At 62.7% G+C, this 23,887-nt stretch carries 20 protein-coding genes and 2 pseudogenes; 9 read left to right on the top strand and 13 right to left on the bottom strand.

The features are described 5' to 3' along the window. Positions 1–3 precede the first annotated feature (3 nt). Both hutH and QLQ83_RS13675 read left to right on the top strand, forming a co-directional pair. The gene (gene hutH / locus QLQ83_RS13680; RefSeq protein WP_282736066.1) at positions 4–1,539 is read left to right on the top strand and encodes a histidine ammonia-lyase; all 1,536 of its coding nucleotides are present in this window, start codon (positions 4–6) and stop codon (positions 1,537–1,539) included. A gap of 77 nt (positions 1,540–1,616) precedes the next feature. Continuing rightward, positions 1,617–2,963, top strand: coding sequence for a Na+/H+ antiporter family protein (locus QLQ83_RS13675; RefSeq protein ID WP_282736164.1), 1,347 nt, complete (start codon positions 1,617–1,619; stop codon positions 2,961–2,963). Positions 2,964–3,009: 46 nt separating this feature from the next. Here the strand turns inward: QLQ83_RS13675 and QLQ83_RS13670 are convergent, their stop codons facing one another. Both QLQ83_RS13670 and QLQ83_RS13665 read right to left on the bottom strand, forming a co-directional pair. Further along, a complete protein-coding gene (locus QLQ83_RS13670) occupies positions 3,010–3,147 on the bottom strand; it encodes a hypothetical protein (protein ID WP_282736065.1) in 138 nt (45 codons plus the stop codon). A 60-nt stretch (positions 3,148–3,207) separates the two neighbouring features. After that, positions 3,208–4,254, bottom strand: a complete 1,047-nt coding sequence (locus tag QLQ83_RS13665; RefSeq protein ID WP_282736064.1) for an extracellular catalytic domain type 1 short-chain-length polyhydroxyalkanoate depolymerase — start codon at positions 4,252–4,254, stop codon at positions 3,208–3,210. Between the two features lie 850 nt (positions 4,255–5,104). Between QLQ83_RS13665 and QLQ83_RS13660 the strand changes: the two genes are divergently transcribed. Beyond that, a complete protein-coding gene (locus QLQ83_RS13660; protein ID WP_282736063.1) occupies positions 5,105–5,464 on the top strand; it encodes an SLC13 family permease in 360 nt (119 codons plus the stop codon). Positions 5,465–5,650: 186 nt separating this feature from the next. Here QLQ83_RS13660 and QLQ83_RS13655 read toward each other — a convergent pair whose 3' ends face one another. The 5 genes from QLQ83_RS13655 to QLQ83_RS13635 form a co-directional block, all read right to left on the bottom strand. Continuing rightward, on the bottom strand, positions 5,651–6,604 hold the full coding sequence (locus QLQ83_RS13655; RefSeq protein ID WP_282736062.1) for an NAD-dependent epimerase/dehydratase family protein: 954 nt from the start codon (positions 6,602–6,604) through the stop codon (positions 5,651–5,653). 38 nt (positions 6,605–6,642) lie between these two features. Beyond that, positions 6,643–7,935: a TRAP transporter large permease gene (locus QLQ83_RS13650; protein ID WP_282736061.1), complete on the bottom strand. Its 1,293-nt coding sequence runs from the start codon at positions 7,933–7,935 to the stop codon at positions 6,643–6,645. A gap of 2 nt (positions 7,936–7,937) precedes the next feature. Continuing rightward, entirely contained in the window at positions 7,938–8,450 is a 513-nt protein-coding gene (locus tag QLQ83_RS13645; protein ID WP_282736060.1) for a TRAP transporter small permease, read from the bottom strand. A 74-nt stretch (positions 8,451–8,524) separates the two neighbouring features. After that, positions 8,525–9,538: a TRAP transporter substrate-binding protein gene (locus tag QLQ83_RS13640; RefSeq protein WP_282736059.1), complete on the bottom strand. Its 1,014-nt coding sequence runs from the start codon at positions 9,536–9,538 to the stop codon at positions 8,525–8,527. 10 nt (positions 9,539–9,548) lie between these two features. Then, positions 9,549–10,811: a ribulose-bisphosphate carboxylase large subunit family protein gene (locus QLQ83_RS13635; RefSeq protein WP_282736058.1), complete on the bottom strand. Its 1,263-nt coding sequence runs from the start codon at positions 10,809–10,811 to the stop codon at positions 9,549–9,551. Between the two features lie 306 nt (positions 10,812–11,117). Here QLQ83_RS13635 and QLQ83_RS13630 point away from each other — a divergent pair, with 306 nt between their 5' ends. The 4 genes and pseudogenes from QLQ83_RS13630 (at position 11,118) to otnC (ending at position 15,047) form a co-directional block, all read left to right on the top strand. Further along, the gene (locus QLQ83_RS13630; RefSeq protein ID WP_282736057.1) at positions 11,118–12,170 is read left to right on the top strand and encodes a LacI family DNA-binding transcriptional regulator; all 1,053 of its coding nucleotides are present in this window, start codon (positions 11,118–11,120) and stop codon (positions 12,168–12,170) included. Between the two features lie 24 nt (positions 12,171–12,194). Continuing rightward, entirely contained in the window at positions 12,195–13,526 is a 1,332-nt protein-coding gene (locus tag QLQ83_RS13625) for a four-carbon acid sugar kinase family protein (protein ID WP_282736056.1), read from the top strand. Between the two features lie 44 nt (positions 13,527–13,570). Next, positions 13,571–14,403, top strand: a pseudogene (locus tag QLQ83_RS13620) (four-carbon acid sugar kinase family protein). Next, entirely contained in the window at positions 14,400–15,047 is a 648-nt protein-coding gene (otnC, locus tag QLQ83_RS13615) for a 3-oxo-tetronate 4-phosphate decarboxylase (RefSeq protein ID WP_282736055.1), read from the top strand. The pseudogene QLQ83_RS13620 and the gene otnC overlap by 4 nt, the downstream one beginning before the upstream one ends. 45 nt (positions 15,048–15,092) lie before the next feature. Here the strand turns inward: otnC and QLQ83_RS19565 are convergent. The 5 genes and pseudogenes from QLQ83_RS19565 to QLQ83_RS13600 all read right to left on the bottom strand — a co-directional run. Beyond that, a pseudogene (locus QLQ83_RS19565) lies at positions 15,093–15,209 on the bottom strand (hypothetical protein); the annotation flags it as partial. Then, the gene (locus QLQ83_RS19560; RefSeq protein ID WP_411971136.1) at positions 15,185–15,370 is read right to left on the bottom strand and encodes a transposase; all 186 of its coding nucleotides are present in this window, start codon (positions 15,368–15,370) and stop codon (positions 15,185–15,187) included. The pseudogene QLQ83_RS19565 and the gene QLQ83_RS19560, both read right to left, overlap by 25 nt. Positions 15,371–15,422: 52 nt before the next feature. Next, complete coding sequence (aguA, locus tag QLQ83_RS13610; RefSeq protein ID WP_282736054.1) at positions 15,423–16,544, bottom strand: agmatine deiminase; 1,122 nt, start codon at positions 16,542–16,544, stop codon at positions 15,423–15,425. A gap of 8 nt (positions 16,545–16,552) precedes the next feature. Then, complete coding sequence (locus tag QLQ83_RS13605; protein ID WP_282736053.1) at positions 16,553–17,896, bottom strand: Na+/H+ antiporter NhaC family protein; 1,344 nt, start codon at positions 17,894–17,896, stop codon at positions 16,553–16,555. Positions 17,897–17,973: 77 nt separating this feature from the next. Then, positions 17,974–19,392, bottom strand: a complete 1,419-nt coding sequence (locus tag QLQ83_RS13600; protein ID WP_282736052.1) for an aminotransferase — start codon at positions 19,390–19,392, stop codon at positions 17,974–17,976. 268 nt (positions 19,393–19,660) lie between these two features. Between QLQ83_RS13600 and QLQ83_RS13595 the strand changes: the two genes are divergently transcribed. Together QLQ83_RS13595 and QLQ83_RS13590 are read left to right on the top strand one after the other, a co-directional pair. Continuing rightward, entirely contained in the window at positions 19,661–20,899 is a 1,239-nt protein-coding gene (locus QLQ83_RS13595; protein ID WP_282736051.1) for a M20 family metallo-hydrolase, read from the top strand. 15 nt (positions 20,900–20,914) lie between these two features. Beyond that, positions 20,915–22,420, top strand: coding sequence for an aldehyde dehydrogenase (locus QLQ83_RS13590; protein ID WP_282736050.1), 1,506 nt, complete (start codon positions 20,915–20,917; stop codon positions 22,418–22,420). Positions 22,421–22,592: 172 nt separating this feature from the next. Here the strand turns inward: QLQ83_RS13590 and QLQ83_RS13585 are convergent, their stop codons facing one another. After that, positions 22,593–23,411, bottom strand: a complete 819-nt coding sequence (locus QLQ83_RS13585) for a helix-turn-helix transcriptional regulator (RefSeq protein WP_282736049.1) — start codon at positions 23,409–23,411, stop codon at positions 22,593–22,595. Positions 23,412–23,887 lie beyond the last annotated feature (476 nt).

Genomic DNA, 23,887 nt, shown 5'->3' with positions numbered 1-23,887 from the left:
CCGATGGCCCATCTCGAGATTCAGCCCGGCACGATGACCCTGGCGCAGGCGCGCCAGGTCTTCCAGGAGCCTGTCAGCGTCAGCCTGCCGACCAGTGCCGATGCTGATATCGGCAAGTCGGTCGACTGCGTCAACCGGGTGATCGCCGAGAACCGCACTGTGTATGGCATCAACACCGGCTTCGGGCTGCTGGCCCAGACCCGTATCGCCAACGAGGACCTCGAGGCGCTGCAGCGGTCCCTGGTGCTCTCCCACGCCACCGGTGTCGGGGTGGCCCTGGATGACAGCCTGGTGCGGCTGATCATGGTGCTCAAGGTCAACAGCCTGGCGCGCGGGTTCTCCGGCATCCGTCGAGAGGTGCTCGATGCCCTGGTCGCACTCATCAATGCCGAGGTCTACCCGCATATCCCGGTCAAGGGATCCGTCGGGGCGTCAGGGGATCTCGCCCCCTTGGCCCATATGAGCGTGGTACTGCTGGGAGAGGGAAAGGCTCGGTATCAGGGCGAATGGGTCTCGGCTCGAGACGCTCTTGAGATCGCCGGGCTCGCCCCGATGGAGCTCGCTCCCAAGGAGGGTCTGGCCCTGCTCAACGGCACCCAGGTCTCCACTGCTTATGCACTGCGCGGTCTCTTCGACGGCGAGGACCTGTTCGCTGCGGCCACGGTATGTGGGTCACTGACCGTGGAGGCTACCCTGGGCTCTCGCTCGCCTTTCGACGCCCGGGTCCATGAGGTCCGTGGCCAGCGCGGCCAGATCGACGCCGCAGCAGCCTATCGGCACCTGCTGGGGGAGGGGAGTGCCATCGGCGATTCCCACGCCGACTGTGACAAGGTCCAGGATCCCTACTCGCTGCGTTGCCAGCCCCAGGTGATGGGTGCCGTTCTGACCCAGCTCCGTCAGGCGGCCGAGGTGCTGGCGGTGGAAGTCAATGCGGTCTCGGATAACCCGTTGGTGTTTGCCGAAGACGACGACATCATCTCCGGTGGCAACTTCCACGCCGAGCCGGTCGCCATGGCGGCCGACAATCTGGCACTGGCCATCGCCGAGACGGGCTCGCTGGCCGAGCGTCGCATCTCGCTGATGATGGACAAGCACATGTCCCAGCTGCCGCCTTTCCTGGTGGAGAATGGCGGGGTCAATTCGGGCTTCATGATCGCTCAGGTCACCGCGGCGGCGCTTGCCAGCGAGAACAAGGCCCTGGCGCACCCCCATAGCGTCGACAGCCTGCCCACCTCGGCCAATCAGGAGGACCATGTCTCCATGGCGCCTGCCGCCGGCAAGCGCCTCTGGGAGATGGCCGACAACGTGCGCGGCATCCTGGCGATCGAGTGGCTGGGCGTCTGCCAAGGGCTCGACATGCGCCACGGCCTGACGAGCACCGAGGCGCTGGAGCGGGCCAGGCAGCTGCTTCGCGAGCGGGTCAGCCACTACGAGCAGGACCGCTTCTTCGCGCCGGACATCGAAGCCGCCAGTGAGCTGCTCGCCGCCCGTACCCTGAGCCCTCTGGCTCGCCCCGGCACGCTGCCCAGCCAGCACTGATACGCCTGGTGCTGCTCCACGGCACCGGGCCGTGGAGCAGTCATCGCATTCAACTCCAACGACAAAGCAGGTTTTCCATGAATGCAATCGTCCTGGCCATCCTGGTGATGGTCGGCCTGAGTCTTGCCCGCGTTTCCGTGGTCTTTGCCCTGATCGTCGCCACTCTGGTCGGCGGCCTCTATGCTGGCATGCCGATCAATGAGATCCTCGATGCCTTCAACGATGGCCTAGGCAACGGCGCGACCGTGGCGCTCGCCTATGCCGTGCTGGGCGCCTTCGCCGTGGCGCTTTCTCGTTCGGGGATCACCGAGGTGATGGCGAATCGTGCCATTCGCCGCTTTCATATCGACGAGTCGGGCAGCAGCCGGCGCATGGTGACCTATACGCTTCTGGCCGCGCTGCTGGCCGCGGCGGTCAGTTCCCAGAACCTGATCCCGGTGCACATCGCCTTCATCCCGGTACTGGTGCCGCCGCTGCTCAAGCTGATGAACCATCTTCAGCTTGATCGTCGCTTGGTCGCCTGCGTGATCACCTTCGGCATCACCGCGCCCTACATGCTGCTGCCGGTAGGCTTCGGTGCCATCTTCCTCAACGACATCCTGCTGACCAACCTCAATGAGAGCGGCTCCGAGCTGGGTCTTGAGGTGACGCGCCAGATGGTGCCGATGGCCATGGTGATTCCCATCGGGGGCATGGCGCTGGGCCTCGCCGTAGCAGTGCTGATCAGCTACCGGAAAGGGCGTAAGTATGAAGACCGTGATCTGGCGCACGGTGACGAGACGCCTGCCGAGGCGGCGCAGCATCTGAAGGGCTGGCAGAAGGCCGTACTCGCCATCGCGCTGGTCGGTACGGTAGCGGTACAGCTCTACACCGGCTCGATGGTGCTGGGCGGTATCTTCGGTTTCGCCGTGCTCTCGTTGAGCGGTGTCTTTCGCTGGCATGAGCAGGACGGCATCTTCACCGAAGGCATGCGCATGATGGCCCTGGTCGGCTTCATCATGATCACCGCGGCAGGCTTCGCCAGCGTGATGCAGGCCAGTGGTGAGGTCGAGGGGTTGGTGACGAGCTCCGCCGAGATGATCGGTGACAACAAGGGACTGGCGGCGTTGATCATGCTGCTGGTCGGCCTGTTCATCACCATGGGCATCGGTTCGTCTTTCTCGACGATTCCGATCATCGCCTCTCTCTATGTCCCATTGGCGCTCAACTTCGGCTTCTCGCCGCTCGCTACCGTGGCCTTGGTTGGCACCGCTGCTGCGCTGGGGGATGCCGGCTCGCCCGCCTCGGATTCGACGCTTGGCCCCACCGCCGGCCTCAATGCCGATGGCCAGCATGATCATATATGGGACAGCGTGGTGCCGACCTTCCTGCACTACAACATTCCGCTAGTGGTCTTTGGTTGGGTTGCGGCCATGGTGCTGTGACCTGACCAATGCTTCTCGCCGCCGCGTGTGATCCACCGGCGGTGATTTAAACAAGCTCCAGGTGTCGATCCTCTTGGGGCTGAATACCGCAGGTGCTGCGCTTGTTGCTTGAATTCAGGATCACCAGGCTCACCACATCCGCCTTGAATTCATCGGAAAACCGACGTCGAGTCTTCTTGGTCATGAATGCCTTCATTGCCTCCATTATGAGGCTTATAGGGGTGTCCGCTCCAATTGGAGCACTTCACGCTGCACTCAAGCCCCAGAAGTCAGCAATGTGACGCGTGGAAGAGATATTCACATCAAGCATGAACGCACCTCTCGAGCCGTAACTCTTTTTACCATGCGTTTTCAGCGGTGTGCCGTGGCCCATCCCGCTAATATTGTATTCTTCAATAAGTTCGTGACCCTCGACATCACTCCATACTCGCCGGGGATAGCCATTGATGATGTGTGTACTAGATGGCTTTTTCTCAAGATCATGAAGCGCTCGCCACTGCCCGAGGATTGCGTTGGCGTTCGAGGCATCAACCGTATGGTCACAGCTTCCATGCCAGACCGACAGTGTTGGCCAAGGCCCCTCATGCGCCGAGGCATTACGCAGCCGTGTTTCAAGCTGTTGTGCTGTCGGGGATCCGCGACCCTTCATTCGGCGTAGTGCCGCCAAGGTTGTGTAGGCACTGCCATAAGGCAAACCGGCGATGATGGCGCCGCCAGCAAAGATTTCCTGGTAGGTCGCAAGCATGACCGACGTCATGGCGCCGCCTGCGGACAATCCTGTGATGAAGATACGCTCGGGGTCGATGCCATGATCTCTGACCACTTGTTCAACCATATGAAGAATGGAGAGTGGCTCGCCAGCGCCGCGATTGCTGTCGCTAGGCTTGAACCAATTGAAACCTAGAAGCCAATTGTTCAAGCGCCGCTGCTCGGGAAAAAGCAATGCAACGCCATATTGGTCAGCAATTTCAGACCAGCCGGCACCCTCGTCGTACTTCGCTGCTGTCTGTTTACAACCATGTAGAACGACGACGAGCGGTGCACCGGCGGGCAAATCCGCCGGTATATATATCTTGGCATTCAGTCCGCCCGGGTTTGACCCGAATTCGTCCAAGTCTGCCAGATGGTTATTATTGCTAGCACCTCCGAACTCATACGCACTTAGATCCATAAGATGTGACATCACCTTCTCCTTCCGAATGATGAAATTTCCTGTAACAGGCAGTCCCTTCACAATATTTGATGTCACTCTACGCAACCAATGGCGGCTCATCTGTTCGTAAGCGAACATAATGCTTTAGTCTACCGGACCTTCTGCCGGAATGGCCGCTTACGCTGGGCATGATGCCGACGTGACCTTGCTCGACAGCGATCTTCATCCACGCCAAACCTTCACCGCCGGTCGAGGCGCCTAGCGGGCGGGAAATCGGGGAACGTCCCTAAGGGATCCCTAGGAATAAAATGAGAAAATCAGCATATTAAGTTTAAAAAAAGTCTATATGGGCAGGCATGTTGTTAATCGCCAAACCATCATTATGCCGAGGAGCCCATGCAGATGACCCGAATTGCACAAGATATTGTCGGATTCAGCCCAGGTCATCCATTCCCTTCGCCTGAACGCTGTTCTTGATAGCGTGCAGGCACTGCTGGCTGGACAGCGCCTGGGGCTCACCGCCTTGGGGCGTCATCTACCGGGCGACACTACTCCCAAGCATGCCATTAAGCGCATGGATAGATTGCTCGGCAATCCTCATTTTCAGCAGGAGCGACCGTTGTTCTATTGGCATGTGGCGCGCCTGTACATCGGTAGGATGAGGCACCCACGTATCCTGGTGGACTGGTCACCAGTAGACTACCGAGGCCGATATTATGTCCTGCGTGCGGCGAATCGAAATTTTGTTGATGATCGCCATGTTGCCCAGCCTAGTGATACTAGCGTGTGGGCTGAAGGTCCGACATGATGGACAGAGTAAGCAGTTTCAGATCAACAGCATTAGATCGCGCTCGATCTTATCGCTCTGGCGTGTTGGGCATGAAATAATATTGCATCTGCCGTGTCTGCCATCTGGATCGCGGCTCCATGATCTGGCCGACCTCATCCAGCAAGAGGCCAGTGCTCAGCATGAAAGTGGTGGATATCGATGAATTCGTGGGGATCCCTCAGGGCTAGCCCCCTTCCGACCCGATACATCCTGCTGACCGAGCTGACCGAGCTGACCAGCAACACCGCCACGGCGTCCGTCTTGTTCCCGATCATGGGAGGCATTGCCGTCGGCCTGGGCATCGAGCCCTTTTTGATGACCATCGTGGTGACCTTCGCCGCCAGCTGCGCCTTCATGCTCCCAGTGGCGACACCATCCAACGCGATGCCCTTCGCCGCCGGGGATCTGCCGATCAAGAACATGTTCCGCGCCGGCATCTGGCTCAACGTGATCGGCCTGCTGGTGATCATGGTGGCGCTCTACACCATCGTCCCGCTGGTGTTCGACGTCTCGTTCTGACGCTCATGCTGCAGGCAACACCACCGATGCCTCTCACCTGAGCGGCGTCATCGTCTTGGTGGGTTGCCTCGCCAGAGGCTGCGTCGCCTGATGTACCCGTCCACGATTGCTGGCTGATATCAGGGCTTAGCTCGCCTGTCAGGTGGTTCAGCGAATGGGGGCCACCGCAGGGAGGGCTTGGCCCCCTCAGTCGGCGTTGGCTTTCAGCCACTGCCAGTAGTCGCGGATGCCTTCGCGGATGTCCGTGAACTTGGGAGTGAAGCCGAGTTCCTGTTGGGCCAGGGTGATGTCCAGCGGCGTGCCCCTGACCACGAAGGGGCCAGGGCCGAGCGTGACGCTGGCGCGCTTGCCAGTGATATCGGCGACGTGCTCGACGATTTGCAGGTGGTCGACGGGGACCCCGCTGGAGATGTTGAAATTGCGGTGGACGACGCTGTCCTTCTCGAACAACTTGACGATGCCGGCCGCCGTATCGTGCACATGGGTCCAGTCCAGGGCCTGCTCGGAGCCGTTGGGCGCCTGGATATCGTCAAGCCCTTCCAGGGGGCCGAATAGCGCCTGGTAGACCTTATGCATATGAGACGGACGCTTGCCGGGGCCGTAGACAAAGAACAGCCGCGCATTGCGCACGTCCATGCCATAGGTGTCGCTGTACTGCAGGCCGTAGAGCTCAGCCGAGATTTTGGTAGCGCCGTAGAGATCCGTAGCCTTGTAGGGGGTCGCTTCGTTCTGTGGCCCCGGGGCATCGCCATAGACTGCACCGGAGCTCATGTTGACGACTTTGTCGATGCCCAGGATGCGACAAATCTCGAACACGTTGAGGGTGCCGGTGGCATTGATCGAGATGTGCTTGAAGGGGCGCTGCTGGAAGTGCGGCCCGGCGATGACAGAAACGCCGTGGATCACGCCTTCTAGATCGTCGCGATGGCGCAGCATTAGCTCAAACATGCTGTGATAGTCGAGCACGTCAACACTTTCCAGCACCAGCTGGTCGCGCACCTCCTCCAGGTAGTCGAGCCCCAGGCGGTCGAAGTGGCCGGCGGCCATGTCGGCGATGATGATCCGCTTGCCTTGCTTGGCCAGTTGGTAGGCTACCCAGGAGCCGACGTGGCCGAGTCCTCCCGTGATCAGTACGGACATGGGGTGAATCTCCTTATGGTTTCAGGTCGTGGAGTCAGTTAGTTGAGTACCAGGTCTGGAAGGAACATCACCACAGCTGGGAAACAGATGATGATAAGCAACACCAGCAGCAGCGGGATGTAGAACGGCAGCGTCTCTCGTACCAGGCCGGCAAAGGACATGCCGGTGATCTTCTGTATGGTGAACAGCACGGTGCCGACGGGCGGCGTGATTAACCCGATCATCAGGGTGAAGATCATGATCACCCCGAAATGCACCGGGTCGATGCCGTACTGCACCACCACCGGGACCAGTAGGGGAGTGAGCAGGAATAGCGCCGGCACCGAATCGATGAACAGTCCGATCAGCAGGATGAACAAGGCCAGCAGCAGCAGCAACGAGAGCGGGTTGGTCACGGTGGCGAGCAGGAAGTCGGCTACAAGGGCGGTGACCTGGTAACGTGCCAGGACCCAGCTGTACAGTGCGCTGCCGGCGATGATAAACAGCAGCGCAGCAGTATCGATGGCGGTGGCGCGCAGGATCTCCAGGAATTCCCGGATGCTGATCGAACGATAGACCAGAAACGAAATGATCAGGCAATAGAGCAGTGCGACAACCGAGGCCTCGGTGGGGGTAAATACGCCCGAAAGAATGCCCACGATAATGATAAGAGGCGTCAGCATAGGGAGCAGCCCCCGCGTGATGGCGAGGGTGAATTCGCTCAGGCGCGCCCTGGGCCGGGTGGGGAACCCGCGCCGATGCGAGATGATGGCGACCATCGCCATCAATCCCAGCCCCATGAACAAACCGGGGATGATCGAGGCCAGGAAGATGGCAGCAATCGAGGCATTGGCCAGGGCCCCGTAGATGACGGCGGGGATGCTGGGCGGAATGATCGGGCCGATGGTCGCCGAGCTGGCGGTGACGGCGGCGCTGAAGCCGGTCGGATATCCGTCGTCTTCCATCGCCTTGATCTCCAGCGCTCCCAGCCCGCCGGCATCGGCGACGGCCGAGCCCGACATGCCCGCGAACAGCATGCTGGCGACGACGTTGACATGCCCCAGTCCACCTTTGAGGTGGCCGACCATGGTCCGGGCGACATCGAAGACGCGATCGGAGATTCCGGCGCTGTTCATCAAGCGGCCGATGAGCAGAAAGGCGGGGATGGCCAGTAGGGTGAAGCTGTTGACCCCGTACAGTGTGCGCTGGGAGATCATCTCCATGGGGATGGCGTCGAAGCCGCGGGTATAACCCAGTACCAGGGCCGAGGAGGCGATCATGGCGAATGCCACCGGTACCCCCAGCATCAGCAGAATGATCAGGCCGACGAACATGATGACGAAGACTTCCATGATTAATCACTCCTGCCTTCTTCGGTGATGGTGGGGCCGCCAGCGATTCGCCGGTAGAGGTCGCCGAGCAGCAGCCCGATCATCAGCAGCGCGGAAATCATCTGTATCAGGTAGATGTAGGAAAAGCTCATGCGAAAGGTGCTGGCCATGACGCCGGCCGTGCGGTCCATCATGTTCCAGGCTCCGACCACCAGCATCAGCAGCACCAACAGGCAGATCACGTCCGCCACACTGGCGGCGATGTTGCGCAGTGACGGGCTAAGGATGTCGGTGACGATGGTGATGCGGATGTGTTCCTGGTAACGCAGCGCGAGCACCGAGCCCAGGAAGATTTCGGCCAGGAACAGGTAGCGCGAGGCTTCGTCTGTCCATGACACTGCGATGCCTAGGACGTAGCGCGAGATGACTTGGATGGCCATGATGACCAGCATCAGAGCGAATGCCGTCATGACCACGCCGGTCAGCAATTTCCAGAAAAGGTCGAGGGCACGGGTAATGCGATCCGTGGTTTTCACGGGCGCCTCCGAGAGCGGGGTGCGTGATTATGGGGAGGGGGCGACCCACCGGTGGCGGCGGATCGCCCTGCTGTTCATTCGACCAGTGACAGCACGTACTCGCGTACCGCGGGGTGATAGCTTTCAGCGATGTCGCGAATGGCGGGTTCAGCAGCGCTGCGGAAGGCGGCCACATCCGGCTCGACCACGGTCATGCCGAGTCCCTTGAGTTCCTCGTAGAGCTCAGCCTGGCCATCGGCAACCATATCGTTACCCCAACGGGTGGCCTCTTCTATGGCGCCAATGATGATTTCCCGGTTCTCCTCCGAAAGCCCTTGGTAGAAGTCCTCGTTCATCAGCCAGTGGAAGAAGGAATAGACATGCTCGGTGCGGTTGATGTGGCTCTGCACCTCGAAGATCTTGCCGGCATGGATCAGGTCGACCGGGTTCTCCTGCATCTCGATCACGCCGGTCTGTAGCGAGGTGTAGACCTCGGGCCAGGCGATGGGGCTGGGCAGGGCGCCGATCTCTTCCCAGATCTGGATCCAGGGGGCGATCTCAGGCACCCGCATACGTACCTCTTGGACGTCCTCCGGCGTCTCGACAGGGAAGTTGGACGTCAAATTGCGCGGGTTGCGTGCGGATAGCCCAACCAAGCGCATGTTGCCGTTGGCGATCAGCTGTTCGTTGAGCAGCTCGCCGGTCTCGCCGGTGTAGACTTCGCGGGCCTGTTCGCTGGAGCTGTAGACGAAGGGAAGGTCGGCGGCGGCGAACTCCTCGGCGTACAGGGTCATGGGCATGGAGCCACCCAAGGCTATGTTGTATTCGCCGTAGCTGGCGCCCTCGAGATGGTCACGCTCTCCGCCCACTTCGGTCCCCAATAACGTGACCGAGAAATCGCCGTCGGTCTGTTCCTCGATGCTTTCCTTGAGTCGCTCGCCCACCTTGAACATGGCGTGCGAGGGTTCGACGTGGATGGCGATTGCAATGTCTTCGGCCGAGGCGTTGGCTGTGACACCTAAGGTGAAGAGGCCGGCGAAGGCGATGCCGCTTGCTTTTATTGTCTTCATGCTGGTTACCCTTGTGCGGTTGATGAGCTTGGTTTGCATGAACGCCGTTTCATCCTGAAAACGGGCTTGGATAGGCCCGCAACGCGACCACGAGGTCGGGTTCCTGTGTGGCGTGCTCCTCCAGTGTGGCACCGCTTACGGTGGCCTCCCAGGCGGCGCGAATGCTATGGCAGCCGGCGGCCACGCCACTGGGATGTCCCATGATGCCGCCGCCGCAGGTGTATATCAGGTCGGTAGAACGCAGCGCCGCGTAGGTGGCAGGCGCCTGATGGATGGTCTGGGCCGAAGAGAATACCGGCATGGCACGATCGTCGCGGTTCGACGTCTCGAGCAACGGGGTGAGGCAGGCCAAGGCCGAGTCGATCACTGAGCTATCGGCCTCGACGAACTTGCTGGCCAGGCCGTTGACATGCAGATGGTCGGCCCCTGCTAGGCGCAGCAATGCCTGGTAGGCGCGGTAGTCGATACCGAGATGCGGGTGGCGATAGAACAACCCCCAACCATTGCGGTGGCCGTGGATCGGCAGTTGCGCATGACGCCGCAACGCCACCAGTGAGCTCATGCCTATCCAGTTGACGCTGGCCATGACGCAAGTGCCGCCATGGTCGCGGACCAGGTCGTGGCGCCGGCGCATCTCGTCGATGTCACCGGTGATGTTGAAGGCGTACATGGGCTTTCGCCCGGTGCGCTGGGCGTGCTCCTCGATCACCCGCATGATCGCCGGGACACGCTCGGCCAGCGGCGAATAGGGGGGATCGGCGATCAGTTCGTCATCCTTGATGAAGTCGATACCGGCCTCGACCAGTTGGCGGACCAGGTCCGCCGTGTCCTCGGGCGATAGGCCCACGCTAGGCTTGATGATGGTGCCGATCAGCGGGCCGTGATCCACGCCGGCGAGGAGCCGCGTGCCAGGGATGGAGAACTGAGGCCCTGGCATCGCTTCGATGAACTCGTCCGGCAGGGCGACGTCCGTGAGCCGAAAGCCGGAGAGTTCGCGCAATTCGGTGAGGTTGCCGAGGACCGTCGCCATCAGGTTAGGCAGGCTGGCACCGATGTTCTCGAGCGGCCATGACAGGGTGACCTCGGCCCGCTGATAGGTCTCGCCGGGTAGAGCGCCGGGCAGTGACGGCGACTTCGTGGTTTCCAGCGGTACCACCGCTTCGACCCGAGCGGCGTGGCGTTCCCGCAGGGCGTCGGTCTCCCCGGCGAGCTTGAGAAAGGTACCGGAAGACTGCTCACCGGCCATGGCCGCGGCGGCACGCTCGGGGTCGAGCGGTGTTTCGACGAGATAGCTGGCGCTGAAGCGGGGCATGGCCCCTGGCGATATGACTGACGCCATGTGCGTGCTCCTCTGGAAACGCTGAATAACTGCCTGCGGGATGAATCGCTGCGTTGCCGCGGTGCTCGGCCGTCCCAGCTAATAACCATAAGCTGGGGCTCCTGCGCGCCCTGCGCTTCATTTCACGCGACGGTGTATTCAGTCCTTTCCCTCTTCCCAGGGGGAAGCGGTGATTGTCGTTGTTCCAAGAAAGCTAGCACGGGTTATTTGGTAGCGCTACCATAATGTTCATCATAGGATAGACTGAAAGGAACCCGAGCCGGGCTGGAGGGGGGAAGAATGGCGACTGACAAGGAGGGCGCGCGGGGAAGGCGCCGGCATCGCGGCAACAACCGCGTGACCATCGAAGACGTGGCCAAGGAGGCAGGCGCCGCCCCGATCACGGTGTCGCGCGCCTTGAACACACCGGAGAAGGTCTCGGCTCGCTTGCGCGAACGCATCGACCGCGCGGTGGAGGCGCTGGGCTATGTGCCGAACCTGATCGCCGGCGGCCTGGCCTCGGCGGGCACCCGGGTGATTCCAGTGGTGGTCCCGTCGCTGTCGATCCTGACCTTTATCGAGGTGATACACGGCATTCAGCAGACCCTGGAGGCCGCTGGTTACCAGGTGTTGCTGGGCTCGACTGACTTTGATTTGGACCGCGAGGCGGCTCTGATCGACTCGGTGCTTGGATATTCGCCCTCCGGGGTGATCCTGACCGGGCTGCGCCATCGCGAGCGCGCCGCGCATCGGCTGAAGGCCTGGGGGCGCCCGGTGGTCGAGATCATGGAGCTGGGCGAGCCGTGTATCGACATGAACGTGGGCATTGATAACGCCGGCGCCGGGGCCTGTATGGCCCAGCACCTGCTGGATCGGGGGTATCGGCGCATTGCCTTCCTGGGGACCGGCATGGGCATGGCGCGCGATTATCGTGCCCGTGAGCGTTACGAAGGACATCGCGAGGTGCTGGAGGCCGCCGGGGTGGAGAGCGGACTGCTGTTTCAGCATGACGAGCCCTCGTCGTATGAACTGGGCCGGCAGTTGTTCCTCGAGGCGCTGGAGGCGCGTCCCGATCTCGAGGCGATGCACTTCGCCAACGACAACCTGGCCGCCGGGGCGATCCTGGAAGCCAATAGGCGCGGCATACGGGTGCCGCAGGATATCGCCATCGGTGGCTATCTGGGCCTGTCGCTGGGCGAGCACCTGACGCCGCGTCTAACCACCGTGACAGTGCCGCGTTTCGGGATGGGCGTGGAGGCGGCGAGGTTGCTGTTGACGAGGCTTGAGGGCCGGTCGCTCGCCTCATCCCGTGTCGATATTGGATATGAACTGAGCGTGCGAGAGAGCACCTGACCCCCTGACTGGAGGGAGGCAACAATGACGCGACTGCTGGCGGCCTTCTATGGCGACGATTTCACCGGTTCGACAGAAAACCTGGCACAGTTCAGCCGCCATGGGTTGCGCGGCCGGCTTTTCTTCTCCAGTGCCGGGCGTGAGGCAATTCTCGATATGGCGCCAGAGCTGGACGTGGTCGGGCTGGCGGGCACGGCCCGCGGACTGGCGCCGGGGGCGATGACCGTGGAGGTCGAGCCGGCGCTGGCGGTCATCGAGGCGCTTGCCCCCCAGCTCATGCAGTTCAAGGTCTGCTCGACCTTCGACTCGTCGCCGACGGTGGGCAGCATCGGCCACGTGATGGAACTGGCCCGCCAGCGATGGCCGGGCTGCGCCCTGCCGGTGTTGCCCGCCACGCCGGCCTTCGGACGATTCACGGCATTTTCCCACCTGTTCACGCGCTATCAGGGCGAGATCTGTCGGCTGGACCAGAATCCGGCCATGGCCTATCACCCCTCGACTCCAATGACCGAGGCAGACCTGCGCCGCCATCTGGCCGCGCAGACGACAATTGCGCCGGCAGCGGTGACACTGCTCGACTATCGTCAGGCGGATGGGGGCTGGCAGGCGTTGTGGTCGGCCATCGAGGCGGAACGCTTCGCGGTCCTCGATGCCACCGATCAGGCTGAGCTGCAGCAGGCTGCCGAGTTGATCCTGCGCCTGGCCGATCACCGCCCCACGCTGGCGGTAGCCGCCCAGGGGCTGGCCGATGCCGTGGGCCGAGCCGTGACCCGCGACACGATGGAACGCCCCCCGTTGCCCACTACCTATCCCGGCGTGGCGCGGCTGCTGGTGCTGTCCGGTAGTTGTTCGCCACAGACCCGCGCCCAACTGGCGCATTTCGAATCGCTTGGCGGTGGTGTCCTGTCGCTGCCGCCCGAGGAGGCGTTACGCGATGCACCAGGCCTAGCCCGGCGGCTCGCCGGCCAGGTGGCGGCGATGTTCGGCGAGGGCCGCGATGTCGCCGTGGCGACCACGCGCAGCGAGGCGGATGTGATCGTTGATCTTTCCACCGAACGCCTGGCGACGGCCGTAGGTGAGGTCTTCGCCCGCCTGACCCGCGAGCTGCGAGACGCCGGCGACATTCAACGGGTCGTCTTCGCCGGTGGTGATACCTCGAGCCATGCCATGCGCCAACTCGGTGCCGATGCTCTGGAGCTGGCGGCCTTCGACGAGGCCCAGGGCGGCCATCTGTGCCGCCTGGTGGCCACGGACTCGCCGATCGACGGGCTGGAGGTGGTGCTCAAGGGCGGCCAGATCGGCGGGGAGGATCTGTTGGCGCGGGTCAAGCGCGGCACGTCCCACCCCGCTCCTTGAGGCGACGACAACAAGCAAAGCACTGCAACTCGGGAGGTAACCGCATGAGCATTATCCTAGGGGCGATCGCCGATGACTTCACCGGCGCCACGGACCTGGCCAACAACCTGGTGCGTGGCGGCATGCGCTGTGTGCAGGTGATCGGCGTGCCCAAAGGGGAGCTGGCACTGGGCGACGTCGACGCGGTGGTGGTGGCGCTCAAGTCGCGCTCCTGTCCTGTTGACCAAGCCATCGCGGACTCCCTGGCAGCGCTGGAGTGGCTGAAGAGGCAGGGCGCGCGGCAATTCTTCTTTAAGTATTGCTCCACTTTCGACTCCACCGACGTGGGCAATATCGGCCCGGTGAGCGATGCCCTGCTGGAGCGACTGGGCAGTCGCCAGACCGTGATGGTGCCCGCATTTCCGACCAACCACCGCACCGTCTATCAGGGTCACCTGTTCGTTGGTGATCGGCTGCTCAACGACAGCGGGATGGAGCACCACCCGCTCAACCCCATGCGCGACGCCGATCTGGTGCGCGAGCAGACGAGCCGCTGCTGATCTTTGCCTCGGCGTCGCCGGAGCGTGTCCAGCAGGCACAGCAGGAGCTGGGAACGGAGGCTGCGGGGCGAGTCGTCGAGGAGGCCATGGCCAGCCTGGCGAAAACCCTGATGGGGGAGGGCGTGGGGCGCCTGGTGGTGGCCGGCGGCGAAACCTCCGGCGCGGTGGTTTCTGCGCTGGGTATCAGGCAGTTGCGCATCGGCCATCAGATCGACCCCGGCGTGCCCTGGACCCAAGCGCCGCTGGCCGGACGTGCTGCGCCGCTGTCGCTGGCGCTTAAATCAGGCAATTTCGGGGGCGTCGACTTCTTCACACGGGCCTTCGAGGTGCTGACATGACCCAACATGACGAGAATCGCCTGCGCGAGCAGATCGTGGTGTACGGCAAGTCGCTGTTCGAACGTGGCTTGACCATGGGCTCTAGCGGCAATATTAGCGTGCGCACCGAGGACGGCGGCTGGCTGATGACCCCGACCAACGCCTGCCTGGGGCGGCTCGACCCGGCGCGCATCTCGCGCCTGGATCGCGAAGGTTGTCTGCTAAACGGCGACAAGCCGACCAAGGAGAGCTTCCTGCACATGGCGATGTATGCCGAGAGACCTCAGTCCGAGGCCATCGTTCATCTCCACTCCACCCACTCGGTGGCGGTCTCCTGCCTGCCCGATATCGACACTTGTGACTGTATCCCGCCGCTCACCGCCTACTACGTGATGCGCGTCGGCAAGCTGCCGCTGGTGCCCTACCATATCCCCGGCGACCCTACCTTGGGCGACGCCGTGGGCTCCCTGGCCGGTCAGCACAGCGCGGTCCTGTTGGCCAACCACGGGCCAGTAGTCGCGGGTAAGACGCTGGAAGCCGCGCTCTACGCCACAGAGGAACTCGAGGAAACCGCCAAGCTGTTTCTGCTGTTGCGCGGCCAAAACCCGCGCTGCCTGAGCCCCGAGCAGGTCGCCGATCTGGAAGCGCGCTTCCCTCGCAATTGAGCAAATCAGCCGCACATCCTGCGCATCGACGCGAAGCGTGATGCGCTAGTCAAGCGGCTGCCCGAGCTTGCGAGGATCGTCCTGGTTTTCTATGTAGCGCAGCAGCGTCTCGATGTTGTGCCGGCCGCCAACGCTGATCAGGGCATAAGCCCGATTCCAGAAGTAGGGCTTCCAATCTCAGCGGCCAACTCTCTGCGCATCCGGCGGGCTGTGACGGACTTTTGGTTCTTGACCAGGTCGGAAAGCTTCACGGTCGGAGGAATCTCGAATAGCAGATGCACATGGCCAGCTTCGCCGCCAAATTCAACCAGCTCACCCCCCACCGGACCAGCAGGTCACGCAGCATCCCCTCCAGTCGCTCCAGCATCGCTCCCGTCAGGGCCGCGGCTGCTGCTGGGTGATGCAGTGGATATTGCCGCCACCGAGCAAGATCTCCCGAGCCGGCACTCCGATCACCCTCTTGTCGGGGAAGAGCCCTTGCAGGATCTCACGGGCTTGTTCGTCATGGGCGGCGTCCAGGAAGGGCATCACCACTACTGAGTTGCCGATATAGAAATTGACATAGGAGCCCGCCATGCGATCACCTGGCTGGCGCGGATGAGAGCTGCTCAGGCGGTCCAGGCCGCTGGCCTCGTCCTCGGCGATATAGAGGGGGGCAGGCTGGGGCAGCTTGTGCACGGCCAGTGGCCTACCCCTAGCGTCGCGGGCAGCCTCCAGCACCTTCAGGGCTTCTCTTGTGATGGTGTATTGGGGATCCGTCTCGTCGTCGCACCACGTCAGGGCTACTTGGCCTGGGGCGACGAAGCAGCAGAGGTTGTCCACGTGGCCATCGGTCTCGTCCAAGTGGCAGCCTCGAGGCAGCCAGATCACCTTCTCCACGCGGAGGTAGTCCCAGAGCAAAGCTTCCATCGTGGCGCGGTCCAGTTCCGGGTTGCGGTTAGCGTTGAGTAGGCACTCCTCGGTGGTGATCAAGGTGCCCTCGCCATCCACATGGAATGCGCCGCCCTCGATCACCGCCGGCGCTACGAAGCGCGGGATGCCCAGCATCTCGGCGATCTTGGTGCGGATGCGCTTGTCCTTGTCCCAGGGAAAGTAGAGGCCCCCCTCGAGGCCGCCCCAAGCGTTAAAGACCCAGTCCACCATGGCCAGGCGGCCGTCGGGGTGGGTCAGGAAGGTGGGGCCCATGTCTCTCATCCAGGCATCGTTGCTGGAAAGCTCTATCACGCGGATATGGTCGGGCAGCTGGTTGCGAGCATTCTCGTACTGTTCGTCGTTGACGCCGACGAACACCGTCTCGCTCTCGGCGATGGCACAGGCTACCTCGGCGAAGGCCAACTGGGCCGGCTTGGCCCCATAGCGCCAGGTGTCGGGTCGCTGTGGCCAGAGCATCCAGCAAGCGTCGTGGGGGGCAAACTCGGCCGGCATGGCAAAGCCCTGTTCGGCCGGGGTCCCGTGGGAGGCGCCCGCCGGGACGCCCAGATGATCGTGTGTTGTCATGGCATCTCTCACAGGTGGCCGACTATCAGGAATACAACAGTGGCAATGGCTGCGGCAATCAGCACATAGGGCAACTGGGTCAGGGCGTGGGCCATGGGAGTGCAGCCGCTGCCCTGGGCGGACAGCACAGTGGAGTCACCGTAGAAGCAGGCGTGGCTGCCGAATGCGCTGGCGGAGATCAGCGCACCGATCACCAGGGGCATATGGGCATCCATGCTCGACGCCAGCGGCAGCACGATGGGCATTGCCACGGCGAACAGTCCCCAGAAGGACCCGGTAGCAAAGGCCAAGAAGGCCATGGTCACGAAGACCACCGCCGGCAGCATCCCGGGGCTCATTAGCGGCTGCACCGTGGTGATCACGAAGTCGGTCAGCCACAGCACGTCGTTGACTTCCTTGAGGGTGAATCCGGCCACCAGGGTGCCGAGCGGCATGATCATGGCCTTGAAGCCATCGAGGGCGGTATCGAAGGTATCGTGAAAGCTCAGCAGCCGCTGGATGCCGATCAGCACCAGGGTAACTGCGAGGGCGACGATCACGCCGCGCAGGATGTCGATATCGAAGTACCAGGTGAAGAAGATCAGGCTGGCGATGGGCAACAGGAAATTTAGCAGGTGCGGGCGTGGCTGGTTCTCGTCTACCTCCAGCGCGTCGTCGTCGACGCCCGCTGGCATCAATTGGCCGCCGGCGGCACGGGCCTCGGCGGCCTTCATCGGCCCGATGTCGGGAATCAAGCCAACCGCCACCAGCGGGACGATGGCCGCGGCCACCCAGGCATAGAACATGTAGGGAATGGCCGATATGTACAGGCCCATGCCATTGCCGGTCACGTCGTTTTCCTCCAGCAGGCCACCGAAGAACACCGCCCAGGTGGAGAAGGGTACCAGGATGCACACCGGAGCCGCCGTGGAGTCTACGATATAGGCCAGTTTTTCCCGGGAGATGTTGAAGCGGTCGGTGATCTTCTTCATCGAGGCGCTGATGGTCAGGGCATTCAAGTAATCGTCGACGAAAATGATCAGGCCCAGGAACCAGGTGGTCAGCAGGCTCTGGTGCTTGGTGTGGATGCGCCGGGTCATGGTGTCGCCGAAGCTGAGCACCCCGCCGGTCTTCACCAGCAGGGCGATCAGGCTTCCGAACAGGCCGCAGACCAGAATTATCCAGGTGACGGTATCGTTGCCCAGCACGCCGAGCAGGATGTCAGATCCTTGGGTGATCACGGTGGTCGGGTCGATCATCAGCAGGCCGACCAGGGTGCCGGCCAGCAGCGATTCGATGGTACGTCGTGTCAGGATGGCCATGCCCAGCACCACCAGGGTGGGGAGCAAGCTCCAGGCGCCGAAGATTTCCATGGTTCGTCTCTAGTTGTCGTTGTCGGGTAAGCGGGATGGGAAAGGGCGGCGTCCCCGCCGGGACGCCGCGACGGCGGTCAGAGGTAGCCGTCCTCGCGCAGAGAGGCTGTGGCAGCCGTCAGCGCCTCGTCGAGGATCGCGACCACCCGGTCGACGGTTTCGCGGGTCCAGATCAGCGGCGGCGAGACGATGTTCAGATGGCCCACCGGACGGATGATCAAGCCGCGTTTCTGAGCCTCGAAGGCGATCCGGTCCCCGACCCGCGCCTCTACTGGCAGCAGCTCCTTGGTGGCCTTGTCGGCCACATTCTCCAGGCACATCATGAAGTGGCTGCCGCGCACGTCACCCACTGTGGTGTGGTGCGACAGGGTCCGGAGCTGTTCCTCGAGGTAGGGCCCCACCTCGCGGACATTCTTGCAGATCCCCTCGCGCTCGATGATCTCGATGTTCTTGAGGGCAGCGGCACAGCTCACCGGATGGCCTGAGTAGGTGAAGCCGGTGCTCAGCACGCCCCCCTTGCGTTGAGGGGTGCCCAGCACCTCGTAGATTTCGTCGGAGATCAGAGTCGCGCCCAGTGGGGCATAGCCCGAGGACAGTCCCTTGGCGCAGTTGATGATGTCAGGCCGGGTCTCGAACACCGCCTCGGAGGCGAAGAAGTGCCCCAGGCGACCGAAGCCGGTGACCACCTCGTCGGCGATGAACAGGATGTTGTTGGCGCGGCAGACCGCCTGCATGCGTGCATGATATCCCCTTGGCGCCACCAGCACTCCGCCGGCGCCCATGATCGGCTCGGCGATGAAGGCGGCAATATTCTCTGCCCCGATGCGCTCGATCGTCTCCTCGAATTCTGCCACCAGGTGGTCGCAGTACTCTGTCTCGCTCATGCCTTCGGGGCGGCGATAGCAGTTGGCCTCGCTGAGGTGGGTCACCAGGTGGTCGAGGGTGTCGAAGTCCCAGTTGTTGCTCGCGATGCCGGTCAGGGTGGCGGCCAGGTAGGTGGTGCCATGGTAGGCGTTGTTACGCGAGAGGATGCGTTTCTTTTCCGGCTTGCCCAGGCGGTTGAAGTAGTAGTGCACCAGGCGAATGGTGGCGTCGTTGGCCGCCGAGCCACCACAGCTGTAGAAGACGTGATTGAGATGCTCGGGTGCCAGCTCAGCGAGCTTGGCGGCAAGTTCCGCGGCCGGGGCGTTGGACAGGTTGTTGAAGGTCGAGAAGTAGGCCATGCGAGTGGCCTGATCGGCCATGGCCTGGCCGATTTCGGCACGTCCGTGACCGACGTTGACGCACCATAGCCCGGCGATCCCGTCGATGAAGCGGTTGCCCTTGGCATCCTCGACGTAGATGCCGTCGCTATCGGTGATCAGGTCGCAGCCTTGGTCATGGAAGACGCTGAAGTCGGTGAAGGGGTGGATGAAGTGGTCCTTGTCCTTTCGCCACAGGGCCTTGGCATCGAGTTTGGCGCGGTCGGTCGTCGGACGGGTGCTTGTTGTGGTCATGGCGTTGCCTCCTGTCGTGTGGAGGTCAGCCTAGTCAGACCCGGGGAGGGCGGAACATATCCTAATTGGGGTATATCGGGGGCTCACCCCTCCCTCATAAGGTGATTCCCAGACACGCAATGCTCCCTATCAACAGGGCTATCGCTTGTGTTGTCGCTTGGTACAGATCCGTCGACAGGTCAACGTCTCACTGTTGACCTGACACCAGTGCCAATCGACGCGTGCAGCGGTGGTTGCCCTGCTCTAACAACGACCGGAGAGGCAAACCATGACGATTTCCATCGACGGCCAGCGGCTGTGGAGCACGCTGATGGCCATGGCCGAAATCGGCCCCACCGCCAATGGCGGCAATTGCCGCCTGGCCCTGACTCCCGAAGACGCTGCCGGCCGACGACTTCTGCTCGATTGGTGCGAGGCGATCGGCTGCACCTGGCGGGTGGATCAAGTCGGTAACCTTTTCATCCGCCGCGAGGGCCGTCATTCGGATCTCGCTCCGGTCGCGACGGGTAGCCATCTGGATACTCAGCCCAAGGGCGGTCGCTTCGATGGCATCCTCGGCGTGCTGGGCGGGCTCGAGGTCTTCCGCTGTCTGCACGACCGGGGCATCGTCACCGAACGTCCCCTCGAACTGGTGGTGTGGACCAACGAGGAGGGTAGCCGCTTTGCGCCGGCGATGGTCGCCTCGGGCACCTACGCCGGTGAGTTCTCCGTCGACGATACCCTGAGTCGCCGTGATGCCGATGGCGTGACGCTAGGCGAGGCGCTGGAGAGCTGTGGCTTCGCCGGCGACATGCCGGTAGGCGAGCCACGGCTGGACGGATTCTTCGAACTGCATATCGAGCAGGGGCCCGTGCTCGAGGAGGCAGGCGAGTCTGTCGGCGTGGTTACCGGCGTCCAGGGCATGCGGTGGTTCGATGTCACCTTTTCCGGCCAGTCGGCCCATGCCGGTCCCACTCCGATGCGGTTGCGTCATGACGCCCTGGCAGCGGCAGCACGGCTGATCGACCGGCTGCAGGTCCACGCCTTGTCCGATACCAGCGGGGCCACTAAGGTCACTTGCGGCTGCCTGGACATCACCGCTGCCTCTCGCAACGTCATCCCGGGGGAGGTGCACCTCACCGTTGACCTGAGGCACGTGGTGGAGGCCGAGCTGGATGCCCTCCAGTCATGGTTCGAGTGCGAGATGGCTGCCGCGGGCGAAGCCTTCGGTGTGGCCGTGTCCCAGCAGCGCATCTGGGCTTCGCCGGTGGTGGAATTCGCCCCCGAGTGTATCGCAGCCGTGGAAGCCGCGACCCAGGCACTGGGTGTGCGCTATCGACGCATGATGAGCGGCGCCGGGCATGACGCCGTTTATGTGTCGCGCGTTGCTCCCACCTCGATGATCTTCATCCCCTGCCGTGACGGCATCAGCCACAACGAGGCTGAGTACGCCACCCCGGAGCACTGCGCCCTGGGCACCCAGGTGCTCTGCGACGCCATGCTGGCGCGTGCCAACCGTCCGACCTGATCACGGGAGCCCGTTATGACCGAACATCGCAAATCTCCTCTGAGCCGTGCCGAATGGCAGGCACTGGCCGACTCGCTGGTCCTCGAGACCCGCGCTTATATCGATGATGCCTTCGTCGATGCCGCCGACGGCGCGACCCTCTCCACCACCAACCCGGCTACCGGCGAGGTTCTCGCCGAGGTGGCGAGCTGCGACGTCGCCGATGCCGAGGCTGCCGTGTCTGCCGCCCGGCAGGCCTTTGATGGCGGCGCCTGGTCGCGGCTGGCACCGGGGCGGCGAAAGAAGGTGCTGCTGCGCCTGGCCGACCTGATGGAGGCCAACCGGCACGAGCTGGCACTGCTCGACACCCTGGACATGGGCAAGCCGGTCGGAAGCTCGCTTGGCGATATGTCCGGCGCCGTAGCCTGCCTGCGCCATCACGCCGAGTCCATCGACAAGCTCTACGGCGAGGTCGCCCCCACCGGTGACGACGCTTTGGGCCTGGTGCTACGCGAGCCGCTGGGCGTGGTGGCCTCCATCGTGCCCTGGAACTTCCCGCTGATGATGACTGCCTGGAAGATCGCCCCAGCGCTCGCCGCCGGTAACAGCGTCATCTTGAAGCCCTCGGAGAAGTCGCCGCTTTCCGCGCTGCGCCTGGCCCAGCTGGCCCGTGAGGCGGGGCTGCCCCGCGGCGTCTTCCAGGTGCTGCCGGGCTATGGCCACAGTGTGGGCAAGGCGCTGGCGCTATCGATGGATGTCGACTGCCTGGCCTTCACCGGCTCCACCGGCGTTGGCAAGCAGTTGATGCAGTACGCCGGCCAGTCGAACCTCAAGAAGGTCTTTCTGGAATGCGGTGGCAAGAGCCCCAATATCGTCTTTGCCGATTGCAAGAACCTGGACCGGGTGGCCGAACATGCCGCTGCGGCAATCTTCCACAACCAGGGCGAAGTATGCATCGCCGGCTCGCGGCTGCTGGTCGAGAATACGATCCGTGAAGCCTTCGTGGAGAAAGTGCTGGCCGCCGCCGAGCGCATGCAGCCCGGTGACCCGCTGGACCCTGCCAGTTTCATGGGGGCGATTGTCGACCAAGCTCAGTATGAGCGGGTGCTCGACTATATTCGCCGTGGGGTGGAGGAGGGGGCGACCCTCCGCACCCGCGGCCAGCCACTGGATGGTCCGGGGCTGTTTATTCCGCCGACGGTGTTCGACGATGTCACCGACGCCATGGCCATTGGCCGCGAGGAGATCTTCGGCCCGGTGCTGTCGGTGTTCGGCTTCGACAGCGAGGACGAGGCCGTACGGCTCGCCAACGACAGCGATTACGGTCTGGCGGCCGGGCTGTGGAGCCAGGACATCGACCGCATCATGCGCGTCACTCGTCGGCTGCGCTCGGGCCAGGTGTTCGTCAACAACTGGGCGGACATGGACCAGACGGTGCCCTTTGGCGGCGTCAAGCAGTCGGGCAACGGCCGCGACAAGTCCCACCACTCGTTGGAGGAGTACTCCGATCTCAAGAGCGTTTGGATGACACTCTCGCCCTGAACATTTTCGTTTGTTGCATACTTCCCTTGTTCAGCTGGCTCCCCCTCGAGGTCGCCAGCTGAGTCATCGTGTGCCAGGCATGGCGGGCGATATCTGATTAGCGGTGTTGCCAACAATGGTGCTCGGCGAGGCATGACGCTTCACGATTCGCCGAGGTCGCTTGACAAGCCGCCTACCGCTGGCGTGAGACCAGCGCCACATGATCCAGGAACAGCCGGAACAACTGCGATTGGCTGGAGATGTTGAGGCGCTGGTAAATGTGCTTGCGGTGGACCCTGACGGTCCCGTCGCTGATGTCGAGCTCACGGGCCGCCGACTTGGTGGAGTGCCCCGCCAGCAGATACCGCACGATCTCCCGTTCGCGCTGTGTCAGTGCTTCCTGGCCAAAGCTTTCGAAGGCGGCCTCTACCGGTTCACGCTCTTCCAGGCTTGCCTGGAAGCTATTACCCTGCCATTTCCAGTATTCGCTCAGAAGAGCGTCAATGACAGGTGTGACGTGTCGCAGCGCGAGCATGACGCGCCGTGTCACTCGGGCCCCGTCGCCGCGGAAGCCAAGGGATACGACCATCACCACGTCGCCGTCGACCCGAGCAAAGAGGCCGACCTCGTCAGTGAGGCCAAGGGCGCGGTAGTAGTGGTGGAAGTAGTCGCTGTTCTCGAAACGGTCTGGGGCCAGTTCGCGAAGACGGTGGGCACTGCGATCAAGACCATCGTGGACGGCCTTGAAGAAGGGGTCGAGGAGGTAGGCCTCGCTCAAGTAGCGCTCGATACCCTGCTCCCGGCGCTCCGGTGGGTAGTTGTCATGGATCAGCAGGGGACGGTGCTGGCCTTTATAGGTATTGATCAGAATGGTGTCAAAGCCGGCCAGCTCGTTGAGAGCCTGCTCTAGCAGAGAGGGAAAACTGCTGCTGCCGGCGTTTCGGATCAGCTGGGCTAGGCGCTGGTGCCAGGCCTGGGAGTCGGCGGTGGCAAAAGGGTCGGGAGAGATCACGTTGATGGGCCCCGGCAGAGCGTCTAGGTATAGGTCTGATCGAGCATACCATGTTCGCTATTCTCCGTGAGTCCGAACAGGGAAGGCAGGAATTCCTTGTTAGCCGGGCATGATCAAGCTGTTACATGATGTGTAGCCGAGTGGGCGCCTATAAAGCCACAGAATGAACGCTTGCAGCGTGGCGTCCCCGTCGAGTGCATCACTATGAACTCCGACTGCAACGGCAGCCAGCAAGAGTTCGACGTCCAGGGGGGCTTTATCGGCATGCGGGGGTATGTACTACCACCTTGTTCGAGGATTGGCAGCGTCTGGTGAGCGAGGAGGTGCAACCATGTGAGCAAGCCTTGGGACTGATCGCACGGATCCCAAGTACTGGGAATGAACGTCCTGCCCTAGGCCATGATGCTGACATGCGCCTGCTCAACAACGCGCTTCACCCTTGCCAGGCTGTTGTTGACCTTCCCCCTGATCCTAGG

Source organism: Halomonas rhizosphaerae (assembly GCF_030010555.1).
Classification (GTDB): Bacteria; Pseudomonadota; Gammaproteobacteria; order Pseudomonadales; family Halomonadaceae; genus Halomonas; species Halomonas rhizosphaerae.
This window is presented reverse-complemented; position numbering and strand designations above follow the sequence as displayed.